The 13,138-nt window shown below is 39.7% G+C and carries 13 protein-coding genes; 10 read left to right on the plus strand and 3 right to left on the minus strand.

The window, feature by feature from the left end; genetic code table 11:
• The first annotated feature begins 122 nt into the window (after positions 1-122).
• Positions 123-761, plus strand: a complete 639-nt coding sequence (locus I2D69_RS12130; protein WP_226855113.1) for a rhomboid family intramembrane serine protease — start codon at positions 123-125, stop codon at positions 759-761.
• On the opposite strand, the gene I2D69_RS12135 is transcribed toward I2D69_RS12130, so the two are convergent.
• A complete protein-coding gene (locus I2D69_RS12135) occupies positions 692-1,381 on the minus strand; it encodes an ATP-binding protein (RefSeq protein ID WP_148462200.1) in 690 nt (229 codons plus the stop codon). The genes I2D69_RS12130 and I2D69_RS12135 overlap by 70 nt on opposite strands.
• Before the next feature lie 191 nt (positions 1,382-1,572).
• On the opposite strand from I2D69_RS12135, the gene I2D69_RS12140 reads away from it, so the two are divergent.
• The gene (locus I2D69_RS12140; RefSeq protein ID WP_118578001.1) at positions 1,573-1,980 is read left to right on the plus strand and encodes an HIT family protein; all 408 of its coding nucleotides are present in this window, start codon (positions 1,573-1,575) and stop codon (positions 1,978-1,980) included.
• A 17-nt stretch (positions 1,981-1,997) separates the two neighbouring features.
• Entirely contained in the window at positions 1,998-2,525 is a 528-nt protein-coding gene (locus tag I2D69_RS12145) for a sigma-70 family RNA polymerase sigma factor (protein ID WP_118578000.1), read from the plus strand.
• Positions 2,526-2,573: 48 nt separating this feature from the next.
• Here the strand turns inward: I2D69_RS12145 and I2D69_RS12150 are convergent, their stop codons facing one another.
• The gene (locus tag I2D69_RS12150) at positions 2,574-3,638 is read right to left on the minus strand and encodes an undecaprenyldiphospho-muramoylpentapeptide beta-N-acetylglucosaminyltransferase (RefSeq protein ID WP_148462202.1); all 1,065 of its coding nucleotides are present in this window, start codon (positions 3,636-3,638) and stop codon (positions 2,574-2,576) included.
• Between the two features lie 120 nt (positions 3,639-3,758).
• Between I2D69_RS12150 and I2D69_RS12155 the strand changes: the two genes are divergently transcribed.
• Both I2D69_RS12155 and I2D69_RS12160 read left to right on the plus strand, forming a co-directional pair.
• Positions 3,759-4,301 carry a hypothetical protein gene (locus I2D69_RS12155; RefSeq protein WP_195379965.1) on the plus strand — a complete coding sequence of 181 codons (543 nt, stop codon included), beginning with the start codon at positions 3,759-3,761 and terminating at the stop codon, positions 4,299-4,301.
• Between the two features lie 55 nt (positions 4,302-4,356).
• On the plus strand, positions 4,357-5,973 hold the full coding sequence (locus I2D69_RS12160) for an MBL fold metallo-hydrolase (protein ID WP_118577997.1): 1,617 nt from the start codon (positions 4,357-4,359) through the stop codon (positions 5,971-5,973).
• Positions 5,974-6,023: 50 nt separating this feature from the next.
• Here I2D69_RS12160 and I2D69_RS12165 read toward each other — a convergent pair whose 3' ends face one another.
• Positions 6,024-6,266: a TIGR03905 family TSCPD domain-containing protein gene (locus I2D69_RS12165; RefSeq protein ID WP_118577996.1), complete on the minus strand. Its 243-nt coding sequence runs from the start codon at positions 6,264-6,266 to the stop codon at positions 6,024-6,026.
• Between the two features lie 204 nt (positions 6,267-6,470).
• On the opposite strand from I2D69_RS12165, the gene I2D69_RS12170 reads away from it, so the two are divergent.
• The 5 genes from I2D69_RS12170 (at position 6,471) to galT (ending at position 13,010) form a co-directional block, all read left to right on the plus strand.
• On the plus strand, positions 6,471-7,169 hold the full coding sequence (locus tag I2D69_RS12170; RefSeq protein WP_195379966.1) for a 5'-methylthioadenosine/adenosylhomocysteine nucleosidase: 699 nt from the start codon (positions 6,471-6,473) through the stop codon (positions 7,167-7,169).
• A gap of 77 nt (positions 7,170-7,246) precedes the next feature.
• The gene (locus I2D69_RS12175; protein WP_173734974.1) at positions 7,247-7,621 is read left to right on the plus strand and encodes a hypothetical protein; all 375 of its coding nucleotides are present in this window, start codon (positions 7,247-7,249) and stop codon (positions 7,619-7,621) included.
• Positions 7,622-7,708: 87 nt separating this feature from the next.
• On the plus strand, positions 7,709-8,908 hold the full coding sequence (locus I2D69_RS12180; RefSeq protein ID WP_195379967.1) for a methyltransferase: 1,200 nt from the start codon (positions 7,709-7,711) through the stop codon (positions 8,906-8,908).
• 11 nt (positions 8,909-8,919) lie between these two features.
• A complete protein-coding gene (locus I2D69_RS12185) occupies positions 8,920-11,370 on the plus strand; it encodes a hypothetical protein (protein WP_118577992.1) in 2,451 nt (816 codons plus the stop codon).
• A gap of 149 nt (positions 11,371-11,519) precedes the next feature.
• Positions 11,520-13,010 carry a UDP-glucose--hexose-1-phosphate uridylyltransferase gene (gene galT, locus I2D69_RS12190; RefSeq protein WP_118577991.1) on the plus strand — a complete coding sequence of 497 codons (1,491 nt, stop codon included), beginning with the start codon at positions 11,520-11,522 and terminating at the stop codon, positions 13,008-13,010.
• The last annotated feature ends 128 nt before the right edge of the window (positions 13,011-13,138 follow it).

Below are 13,138 nucleotides of genomic sequence, written 5' to 3' on the forward strand. Positions count from 1 at the left end.
ATTTTAAAAATTTACCGGGTTTGATCTGTTGAGGTATCAGAGAAATTGTGCTATACTTATTCTATTATCAGAAAGTAACGAAAACAGTGTTGAAAGTAGACTGAAAATATCGAGGTGATGGCGTGGAAGAAATAAAAAAAGAACCAATAACGGTTCTTTTTATACTTCTGAATATATTGATATTTCTTGTTGTTGATTTTACCGGCGGATCAGAAAATACTGCTCACATGATTGAGTGTGGAGCCGCCTATCCACCGCTGATTCTTGAAAATGGAGAGATATACAGGTTATTTACCTGTATGTTTCTGCATTTTGGAATTTATCATATTGCCAATAATATGCTTGTCCTTTTTGTACTGGGACAGCGCCTGGAACCGGTTGTAGGGAAGATTAAATTTATTTTAATTTACCTTCTTGGCGGTCTTGGTGGAAATATTTTTTCTTTTATTATGGAAATGAAATCAGCGGATTATGCAGTGTCAGCTGGTGCCTCTGGTGCCGTTTTTGCAGTAATGGGAGCAATGCTCTATGTAGTTATTCGAAATCATGGAAGAATTCAGGATATTTCCGTACGACAGATGATGATCATGGCCGGATTCTCATTGTATTTCGGTTTTACAAGTACTGGTGTAGATAATGCAGCCCATGTTGGCGGCATGGTTTGTGGATTTATCCTGGCGGCAGTTCTTTATCATCCGGGAAATTTTTCTGGCAGAACAATGTGGAAGGATGTTTCCCCATCGGATTCAATTTCTGCATAAATGTTTCCGCTGTGAGCCTGGATGATCTCTCTGGTGATTGCCAGCCCCAGTCCGGTTCCACCCTCTTTGAATGTTACAAATGGAGTAAAAATTTCATTCAGCTGTGATTCCGGTATGCCGCATCCATTGTCAGTTATGACAATATGTACCCTTTGGTCACTGGAAAAAGCACATAATTTTACTTTTCCATCAGCACTGGAAATTGCTTCTGCTGCATTTCTGAGCAGATTCAGTAAAGCCTGCTTTAATTTAACGGGATCAATAAAGAGGGCAGGCAGTGAGGGCGAAATATCAGTTTTTAAGGTAATGCCCAGGTACTGGTAAGTGGGCTGGATACTGGAAATAATTTCCTTAAGATAGGCAGTAAAAGCAGTTCTTTTCCGTTCAAGTTTATGGGCATTATTGTAATCCGAAAGATTATTTAACAATTCTTTGGTATACTCCAGATTAGCTGTAATATCATTCCAGTAATCAAATGAGACAACTTCAGGATGTGTGTCTTCAATCATCTGAATCTCACTGTTAATAAGTGCTATGGGATTGCGTATCTCATGGGAAAATCGTGATAGTATCAGATGAAATTCATCCTGTTTTTTGTTTAAGATTAAATTATTTTTCATAAGCTCACCTCAAGTGAAGTGTATCATTGAAGTGGACAAATGACAAATAAAATCGTACTTAAAAAATCGAGATTATTCGACAGAAATAAAAAATACTGTTCCAAAAATTTTTTAAAAAATTTTGGAAAAAAATGTGATTTTCGCTATTATCAGACGTATAATTTATATATTCTATTTGGGAGGATAAGACTATGAGTGATTGTATTTTTTGCAAAATTGCAAACGGAGAGATTCCATCAGCAACATTGTATGAAGATGAAGACTTCAGAGTAATTCTGGATCTGGGTCCTGCAAGTAAAGGACATGCCTTGATCTTGCCGAAAGCGCATGCGGCTAATATCTATGAGATATCAGATGATATGGCTGCGAAAGCAATGATTCTGGCAAAGAAAATGGCCACAAAAATGACCGAGGCGTTAAAGTGCGATGGTTTTAACATTGTACAAAATAATGGCGAACCGGCAGGACAGACTGTTTTTCATTTTCATATGCATCTGATTCCGAGATATGAAGGAGATCAGGTGGGAATTACCTGGAAACCTGGAACTTTAACAGACGAGGTGAAAAATGAAATCCTGGAGAAATTGAAAAGCTGCTAGAAAACGGGGTACACAAGATGAATAGCGAAGAATTTAACACATTTTACAGACGGTATTATAAAGTCTCTGTTAAAATCGCAAATGGAATTGTACAAAGCCGTTTTACAGCCGAGGATGTTACACAGGAGGTATTTTCATACTTTTACGAAATAAAAGAGAGACTGGATGCTTCCAGCGAAGAAAAGCTTCACGCATTGGTGGTATGGAAAACAACCAATAAAGGAAGGGACTACCTGAGAAAATCATATGTAAAGCGGGAAGTAATGTTTGACAATGATGTGGCTGAATTGCAGTATCGTACTACAGAAAGCGCAGAAGCGGCATTACTGGGGCTGGAAAAACAGAAATATTTATCAATGGCATTTGAAGGCCTGCGACGGAAAAATTTAATTAACTATATGATTTTTATGCGAGTTGTAATGGAAGGTGTATCTACTGAAGAAGTAGCGCGCGAATTTGGCTATACAAGAAATAATGTAAATAACAGAGTACTTAGAGCCAGAAAATGGCTTTTAGCAGAAATTTTAAGACTGGAAAAAGAGTAAAATTAAAAAGCATACCTCTGTTAAATAACAGAGGTATGCAGTGTAAAATCAGGAATGAATACATTCTTCAATGAGATTCACAATATGCTGAATAGAATTTAAGTTTTTGCCTGCAGACATAGCCGCAATATATTTATTACGTTCCTGATAGAGTTTGCGGATTGCCTCTAAGAGAGACGCTTCTGTAATCTCTTCCTCCTCCAGTACCATACTGTAACCCTGGCGCTCGAAGGAGCGGGCATTGAGAATCTGATCACCGCGGCTTGCCTTTGCGGACAATGGAATTAAGAGATTTGGCTTTGAAAGTGCGGCAAGTTCACAGATAGCATTAGCTCCTGCACGGGAGATTACTACATCTGCCAATGCAAACATGTCAGGAAGCTGTTCCTGAACATATTCATATTGGACATAACCTGTCAGCTGGATACTTTCATCCGTTTTTCCCTTGCCGCAAATATGAATAACCTGGAATTCTTTCAGCAGTTCAGGAAGAATTTTTCGTACATTTTCGTTTACAGAAGCAGCACCCAGACTGCCGCCAATTACCAAAAGAACTGGTTTATCTGAAGTAAAACCACAATATGCGCGAGCGTGTTCTTTATTACCATGGAGAAGCTCCTGACGAATAGGAGTACCTGTAAGAACTGCCTTATCTTTTGGAAGATTATTTACAGTTTCTGGAAAGTTACAGCAGACTTTTGTGGCGGAAGAAAGGCAAAGCTTATTAGCAAGTCCCGGAGTCATATCAGATTCATGAATGATTGCCGGAATGTGGCGTTTGCCTGCGGCAATTACCACTGGTACTGTTACGAAGCCACCTTTGGAAAATACTACATCAGGCTTTAATTTTTTCATAAGACTTTTAGCCTGAAAATAGCCTTTTATAACGCGAAATGGATCTGAAAAGTTTTTCAAATCAAAATATCGTCTTAATTTACCGGAAGCAATTCCATAGTAAGGAATACCAAGCTCCTCAATAAGCTGTTTTTCAATACCATTGTAGGAGCCGATGTAAGAAATTTTATAACCTTTTTCCTGTAAAGCGGGAATCAGAGCAATATTCGGGGTAACATGTCCGGCAGTACCACCGCCGGTAAGGATAATATGCTTCATAGGATCCTCCTGAATAAGTGTTTAATAGTTACAGTTCACTTTGTGAATAGCGACCTATTTAATAAATATGAACCCCTAAAAGGGAATTGTCAAGAAAAGAAAAAAATCTGGGAGAAAAAAATGAACAAAAAAAAGATAGGAGAGAAAACCGACAGTCTGTTAGAAGCTGAAATGATCAAAGAAGCAAAAATGATAGAAGAAAGTCTTCTTGGAAATGCTGCAAATGATTTTGAGATTTCGGATGAGGAACTGGATGAGGCGTATCAGCAGTTTTTAAAGAAAATGAAAGCAGAAGGCAAACTGGATGAAGATAAAATAAATGAGGCCAATTCTGCAAAAGCTATGAATAATGATACAAAGACTGCTGAAATAGTGAAGTTTCCAGGATTCCGGAACGAGGCGTCCAAAGAGGAAAATTTAAAAGATGCTCAATCAACAGAAAGTTCAGCTGAGGAAATTGATTTTATTGCAGGATTTTCTGATAAGCTACGTCAGTTTGAAAAAGAAGAAAATAAACCCTGGTACAAATATGGAAAGGCAGTAGGGATTGCAGTTCTTGCTGCAATCGGTATTCTTGCCGGAAGTATGGCAAGCCAGGCTGATTCAGCGAAATTTGTCAGCTCTGTTCAGCATATTATAAATAGTGAAGATGTTATGCCATAAAAACAGAAAAATATATGTAATATAAGTAAGAGTTCGGGTAAAAGGGGGAATCTGTATGAAGATCACTTTTATTGGAGCAACACATGAAGTTACCGGGAGCTGCTATTACCTGGAAGCAGCAGGAAAAAAGTTTCTTGTAGACTGTGGAATGGAACAGGGACCTGATTATTATGAAAATAAAGATATTCCTGTGCCTCCGGGAGAATTAGATTTTGTGCTTTTAACACATGCACACATGGACCATTCCGGAAATCTTCCTGCTATTTACGCAAAAGGCTTTAAAGGACCTGTATATGCCACAGAGGCAACCTGTAATCTTTGCGATATTATGCTCCGTGACAGTGCCCATATCCAGATGTTTGAGGCAGAATGGCGTAACCGCAAGGCAAAACGTCAGGGGAAGCCTGAATTTGTTCCAGCTTATACCATGGAGGATGCATTAGGGGTTATTCGTAATTTTGTAGGCTGTCCATATGAGACTGGAATAATTCTTGGCGAGGGGCTGAGAGTAAAGTTTATTGATGCAGGTCACCTTCTTGGATCAAGCAGTATTGAGGTGAATATCTGTGAAGCTGGAGTTGAAAAAACAATTGTATTTTCGGGAGATATAGGAAACAAAAATCAGCCGCTTATAAAAGACCCTGCCTATTTTAGAAAAGCAGACTACGTGGTAATGGAATCTACATACGGAGACCGGAGCCACGGAGAGAGACCAGATTATGTGCGCCTTCTGGCAGATGTCATTCAGGAGACCTTTGACCGGGGCGGTAATGTGGTAATTCCCTCTTTTGCAGTGGGAAGAACGCAGGAGATGCTGTATTTTATCAGACAGATAAAAGCAGAAGGCCTTATTCACGGGCATGATAATTTTAAAGTGTTTGTAGATAGCCCTCTTGCAAATGAAGCAACAAATATTTTCGGTATTCATAAATATGATTGTTTTGATGACGAGGCTCTGGAACTTATTCGAAAAGGAATCAATCCTCTTAGCTTTCCTGGTTTGAAGATATCCGTAACAAGTGAAGACTCAAAAGCAATCAATTTCGATGATGACTGTAAGGTGATTATTTCTGCCAGTGGAATGTGTGATGCAGGAAGAATTAAACATCACCTGAAACATAATCTGTGGCGGGAGGACAGCACCATTCTTTTTGTGGGCTATCAGGCTGTTGGAACTCCGGGACGCGCCCTTTTGGAAGGAACTCAGGAAATAAAACTCTTTGGTGAACCGGTGCATGTTGCAGCAAAAATCTGCCGTATGCCGGGAATCAGTGGCCATGCAGATGTAAATGGTCTGGTTGACTGGATAAAAGCATTTGAAGTAAAGCCTCAGAAAGTGTTTGTTACTCATGGCGAGGATACTGTGACAGAACTGTTTGCTGCAAGACTGCGTGATGAGATGAACTATGATGCATATGCGCCATTCAGTGGAACAGAATTTGATCTGGCTGAAGGCGAATTTCTGTACGAGGCAGAGGGCGTTAAGATACAGAAGCCTGCTGCGTTACAAAAAGCATCTAAGGCTGCAAAGGTATACGAAAAGCTGCTTGCGCTTGGATACAGATTGCTTTCCGTCATACGCAAAAACGAGGGCTGTGCAAACAAAGATCTGGAGAAGTTTTCAAGGGATGTCCAATCTTTATGTGATAAATGGGACAGAACTGATGGGTAAGTGTTACAGTCTGAAAAGAAATCCCCGGGACAAAAATCCCGGGGAAGTAATTATGAAATCGCTTCTTTTAAAGCAGTGGCAAGCTGGTCTGGGCATGAAGTAGGTCTGCGTCCACACTGGATTCCCTCCAGGCGTGCAATTACTTCTTTCGCCGGCATACCTTCTACAAGTTTGGCAACTCCCTGTGTATTTCCAGAACATCCACCAATAAATTTCACATTGTGAACTTTCTGTTCATCATCAATATCATATTGAATTGCCATAGAACAAACACCTTTTGTTTTATATTCCATTGTTTTTTCCTCCAATCGTTATGTAAAATCAGGAGCTCAGGAACGCTGGTCAGGTTATGAACAGCAATAGCTTTGCACCTTCTCTCATTATAGCAGAAGATATTATAAGTTTCCATGCCAAATTTAAGTTGGATATAGCAAGAAGTTTTGGTATAATGTCAGATGAAGAAGCAGTTAACTTTCAAAAACAGAGGAGAATGCTAAATGAAAACAATTGGTATTATTGGCGCAATGGAAGTTGAAGTTGCGATTTTAAAAGAAAAAATGGAAGATGTACGAATTATAAAAAAAGCTTCCATGGATTTTTATGAGGGAATACTTGCTGGAAAAAAGGTTGTTGTAGTGCGTTCCGGAATTGGCAAGGTAAATGCTGGTATCTGTGCTCAGATTCTGGCAGATGTATTTTCAGTAGATGCGATCATTAATACAGGAATTGCAGGAAGCTTAAATAAAAATATTAATATTGGTGATATTGTTCTTTCCACAGATGTTGTACAGCATGATATGGATGCTACCGGATTTGGATACCGCAAGGGACAGATTCCGCAAATGCCTGTATTTTTCTTTAATGCAGATGATAATCTCCGCAGACTTGCTGCAGAAGTATGTAAGGAAGTAAATCCGGATATTCAGGTATTTAAAGGAAGAATTGCTTCTGGAGACCAGTTTGTCTGCGATCAGGATGTTAAGAATCGAATTGTATCAGAGTTTTCAGCATATGCGACTGAAATGGAAGGTGCAGCCATTGGACAGGCAGCATACTTAAATGAAATTCCGTTTCTGGTTGTCCGTGCTATTTCTGATAAGGCTGATGGAAGTGCGCAGATGGATTACAGCGAATTTGAGAAAGCAGCTGTTGACCATAGTGTGAGGCTTACTTTAAATATGCTGGCGCGTATTTGAAAAATGGTGCAATTGACCGAAAAACGGAAGCTTGCATATAATGAGAGTGAAATGGAAAAGGAATCGAAATTGCTGATATGATATATAAAGATTTTTATCCATTTTACACAAGCTATGCAAATCCCTTGTTCTACCGGGGAGAGAAGGAACAGGAAGAGGAATTTTTTCTGATGAAATCCTACTATCCGGACACTGCCAGAAAGATACAGGAAAAGGTGGAAGAAGAATGTGATCTTCAGGATTATGAAGGCAGCCGGCTTTATGATGAATATCCTGACCGGTTTATGTTGTATCACCTTGGTAGGAAAATCATGGATGAAGTAAGATCAGAGGCTGGTATAGAAGCAATGTCTGATGGACTTCTTGGTGATCTGGTAGAAGTGCTTCTTTTTCATGAAATATCACGAAGAAGATGCCGACGAAGAAGATGCAGGGGAGATTTTTACAGATAAGACGCATCAAAATGACAATTAGAGGTTGCTGTGAGCGGAGTGAACAGTAACGATTACAGAATATAAAAGAAAATAATTATAATAAAAATGAAAACAATAGATGAATATTTAGAGGAACAGATAAATGAACAGCTGTGTCAGGCTATCCTAAGCGGTAGCAGAGGGGACGGACCATCCAAAGTAAAAATACGCCCTGTAGAAATCCGGGGGAAGGTGGTTTATCAGGCTTCTGAAACTGTAGGAACGAAAGTGCTCCATAAAAATTATTCCCGAGAGGAACTGATCTTATATTTAAAAGCGGGACTGCAGCATGATTTTTCTCAGCTTCAGGCAAGTGGGATGGCGCTGGATGGAACTATTCTGGTAAGCAAAAAAGGAAAGATGACCATAAAGACCAGACGTCATCCCGAAAATGGAAAAGGTCTGGCTTTCGGAAAGGAAAAGACCTTCAGCAAGGGCACGCAGATATTGGCCCACAATCGTGTAAAGCAGTACATACTTAAGGAAAATATTCCAGTCCCCTTTCTTGTTGATCTTGGTGTTATGAATAAGGAAGGCAGGATTATCACCCCAAAATACGATAAGTTCCGACAGATCAATCGATTTCTGGAATTTATTCAGGACATTCTTCCAAGACTGGATCAACAGCGGGAAGTGACTATTCTTGATTTTGGATGCGGAAAGTCCTATCTTACATTTGCCATGTATTACTATCTGAGAGAACTGAAAGGTTATGATGTAAATATTATTGGTCTGGATCTGAAAACAGATGTAATAGAAAAATGTAATCATCTTGCAGTAAAGTATGGATATGAAAAACTGCATTTTTATCAGGGAGATATTGCTGATTATGAAGGTGTTTCTTCTGTTGATATGGTAGTAACCTTGCATGCCTGTGACACAGCTACAGATTATGCTCTTGCGAAGGCTGTGGAATGGGGAGCGAAAGTTATTTTGTCTGTACCCTGCTGTCAGCATGAGGTAAATAGACAGATAAAAAATGAAGTGTTGGAGCCTGTACTGAAATATGGCATTCTTAAGGAGAGAATGGCTGCTTTGATGACAGATGGAATTCGAGCCAATCTGCTGGAAAGTATGGGATACGAAACTCAGATTCTGGAATTTATTGATATGGAGCATACACCCAAGAATTTGCTGATCCGTGCTGTAAAGACAGGCAAACCAAAAGATATGAAGAGTACAGTGCAGCTTATGAAGGAACTGCATATAAATCCTACACTGGAAAGACTTCTGTACCGTGAAGGGGAGGTACAATCAGAGAGTTAAGAGGAGAAAGAATGATTAAATTTTTACGCAGAGCAGTGATTCTCCTGTTTGTTTTTGTTCTCGGCGTGGCAGGAAGTTCGTTCCTGCTGAATAGTGAGACTACGGATGACCGCTCTGATATGAATGATCCGGTTTTTCCGGAGGTAATGGTTGATTTTGATGGAAATTATGCAAACAGGATGTATGGTTATGCACAGCCTATGCAGTCTGATTTTACCAGGGACAGTGTGACGCCTATTGATACATCCAAGGAACTGTCCTTTGTCATAAATGCCTATGATACAAAGGTGAAAAGCCTTTCCTATGAGATACGTACTTCAGATGGCAGTAAGGTACTGGAAAACCGTAAGATTAAAAGTCTGGATAAACAGGACAGCTATCTGACAACAACAATTAAGCTGAGCAGTGATCTTTTGATGAATCAGGAGTATTCTTTGCAATTATCTCTTGAGACAAATAAGGGAACAGCTTATTACTATACAAGAGTAGTTTCCAGATCCAATGTGAATGCTGCTCAGTACGTGAAGTTTGTTGCGAGCTTTTATGAAAAATGTCTGGATAAAGCGTCCGCCGAGGATCTGACTGCTTACCTGGAATCAGACACATCCAGTACGTCTACCAACTATACAGACATTAATATCAATTCTACATTTGCCCAGATCAGCTGGGGCAATCTGAACCCTCAGATTTACAGAAAGGGAATTCCTGTAGTGAAGGATATTAATGAAACCACAGCCAGTCTTTCTGTTGAATATCAGATTGCGGCACTGGATGAAAATGGAAACCAGGAAATCTATGATGTGACAGAATTTTACCGGATGCGTTATACTGAAACCAGAATCATGCTTCTGGATTTTAAACGAAGTGCATCACAGGTATTTGAGGAAAGCTCCATCAGCATTTCCGACAAGGGGCTTTTACTTGGAGTCAGAGACAAAAATGTGGAATATATGATGAATGAAAACGCAGGAGTTCTTGCTTTCGTTCAGGAAGGGGATTTATGGTCTTATTCTCCTGATGATGGAAAATTTTCCAGAATTTTCAGTTTTCGCAAAGAAACGGATGGAGATTTCAGGGATTCCAGATACCAGCATAATATAAAGATCATCCGTGTGGAAGATAACGGAGATGTGGACTTTGTTCTTTATGGATATATGAACAGAGGCGTTCGGGAAGGATACTGTGGTGTTTGTGTATATCATTACAGCAATGATCAGAATGTGGTGGAAGAAAAAGTATTTATTCCGTCTACAGAATCCTACGAATTCTTGAAAGAGGATCTTGGAACATTATCCTATGTCAGTACAGAAAATGCTCTTTATCTTTTATTTGCAAATAAGCTTTATAAGATAAACATTTCAGATGGTACCAGTGAGGTTCTTGAGGAAGGAATTAAAATAGATGACTTTGCTGTTTCGGATACAGGTGCACATGCTGCATGGATCATTCAGGAAGGTGAAAGCGCCGGAAATATAAAAGAAATAGATTTTGAAACATTAGAAACCAGGAGTCTTGCACCATCTTCAGGACAGTCTTTAGTGCTGAATGGATTTATGAATGAAGATCTTGTTTATGGAATCGTAGTTGATGGAGATGTGATCGCAGACGATAATGGTCATGAGACTACGGGGATTCATACGGTCCGTATTGAAGGATTTGATGGAACTTTGAAAAAAGAATATCATCAGGATGGATTGTATGTAACTGATATTACCATGGGAAACACTATGATGGAATTTCAGTTGTCCAAGAAGACAAAAAAAGGATACAAAGCAGTAAGCAAGGATAATATTCTGAATAATTCCAAAGCCTCGACCAATACTGTATCCGTGGAACTTGTGACAAATTCCAGAACCGGAACTCAGATACGACTGGCTCTCACTGAAACGCCTGAAATTCAGGAACCGTTAGTCGTTTATGCAAAAATGAAAAATATAGGTGATGACCGTATTATTCTGGATACGCAGATTCCTGAGGAAGATATTTACTATGTTTATGCAAAAGGAGGATTGGACAGTACATTCACAGATCCTGCACTTGCGCTTCAAAGAGCAGATGATCAGACTGGTGTTGTGCTGAATCGTGCTCAGCAGTATGTATGGGAGCGTGGAAATAAGAAGACAAAGCTGACTCTTAATCTGGAGGATGTGCCGGAAGCAATGAAGAGTGCATCCCTGGATGTTACAGCACTGCAGGAGGCTCTTGGGGATGAGGGTACTATCATTGATTTGTCTGGTTGTACATTAGACAGTGTCTTATATGAGGTCAGCGCCCAGCGTCCGGTAATTGCCAAGACCGGGGATAATACCAGTGTTGTGATCATTGGATATGATGAATATAACACATATCTGTACGATCCGCAGAAAGGGGAAACTTATCCTTACGGTATGAATGACAGTACGGAGCTGTTTGAAAAGGCCGGCAATATTTTTATAAGTTATGTTGAGAAACTGAAGCTTTAAAGTGGCTGTTGGGAAAGCCGGTACAGTCCGATATTGAACATGTATGCAAAAAATGCTGGATGTGAAAGATGCAGCAAAGTGGTGGTTAACAGTCTGTCTGTGGTGGAGGACAGACTGTTAAAAATAAAGCAACAGGAAAGGACAGAAAAATGCTAAGCGAAAGTATTAAAAAACTGGTACAGTATGGAATTGAGACAGGGCTGACTCCTGCCTGTGAGAAAAACTATACAACAAATCTTCTTCTTGATGTTTTTAAAGAAGATGAATACACAGAACCGGCAGAGGAATATTCTGATATTAATCTGGAAGAAGTTCTGAAAGAACTGTTAGACGAAGCTGTAGAACGTGGTCTGATTCAGGACAGTGTGGTTTACAGAGATCTGTTTGATACAAGATTAATGAACTGTCTTATGCCCCGCCCGGCTCAGGTACAGAAGTCTTTCTGGGAAAAATATGAGAAATCTCCGGAAGAAGCAACAGATTATTTCTATAAATTAAGCCAGGACAGTGATTATATTCGTCGTTATCGTGTAAAGAAAGACCAGAAATGGACTGTGGATTCTCCTTATGGAGCAATTGATATTACAATCAACCTTTCTAAGCCAGAGAAAGATCCGAAAGCTATTGCTGCGGCAAAGCTTATCAAATCAAGCAGCTATCCCAAATGTCTGCTTTGTCCGGAAAATGAGGGATATGCAGGCCGCGCAAATCATCCTGCAAGAGAGAATCACAGAATCATTCCGATCACAATCAATGACAGTCCGTGGGGAATGCAGTACTCTCCTTATGTTTATTATAATGAGCATTGTATTGTATTTAATTTCCAGCACACACCTATGAAAATCGAGAGAAACACATTTATCAAGCTGTTTGATTTCGTGAAGCTGTTTCCACATTATTTTCTGGGGTCAAATGCAGACTTACCGATTGTGGGAGGTTCTATTCTCAGTCACGATCATTTCCAGGGCGGCCATTATACGTTTGCTATGGCAAAGGCTGAAATTGAGAAATATGTAACTATTCCGGGCTATGAGGATGTGGAGGCTGGTATTGTAAAATGGCCGCTGTCTGTACTTCGTATCCGTCATAAAGATGAGAAGCGCCTGATTGATCTGGCAACTCATGTGCTGGAGGTTTGGAGAGGCTATACAGATGAGGCTGCATTCATTTTTGCAGAAACGGATGGTGAACCTCATAATACGATCACTCCGATCGCACGTAAAAAAGGTGATATGTATGAGTTGGATCTGACTCTGCGAAACAATATTACCACAGAAGAAAATCCTCTTGGCGTATATCATCCGCATGCACAGTACCATCATATTAAGAAGGAGAATATCGGTCTGATCGAGGTTATGGGCTTGGCAGTTCTCCCTGCGCGACTAAAAGAAGAACTGGAGCTTTTGGAAGAATATATTCTGGATGGCAAGGATGTTGCTTCTAATGAGAAGATTGAAAAACATGCGCAGTGGGTAAAAGAATTCCTTCCGAAGTACGATCATCTTGATAAAGACAATATTGAAGAGGTTCTTCATAAAGAAGTTGGAAATGTGTTTGTTCACGTGCTGGAAGATGCTGGTGTTTACAAATGTACAGGAGAGGGCAGAGCTGCATTTATGCGTTTTATTGAAAATTTGTAACCAAATCATAAAGACAATCTTTTGGGGTTGAAAGAATGTGTCCGTTTGATTATACTGAAGACAGCACAGAAGATGAAATAAGAACTATTTATTTTCTGTGCAGATGATGAAAGCAGGAGAGACATTAA

The organism is Ruminococcus sp. D54t1_190329_F1, from assembly GCF_015551645.1.
GTDB lineage: Bacteria > Bacillota > Clostridia > Lachnospirales > Lachnospiraceae > Blautia_A > Blautia_A faecis.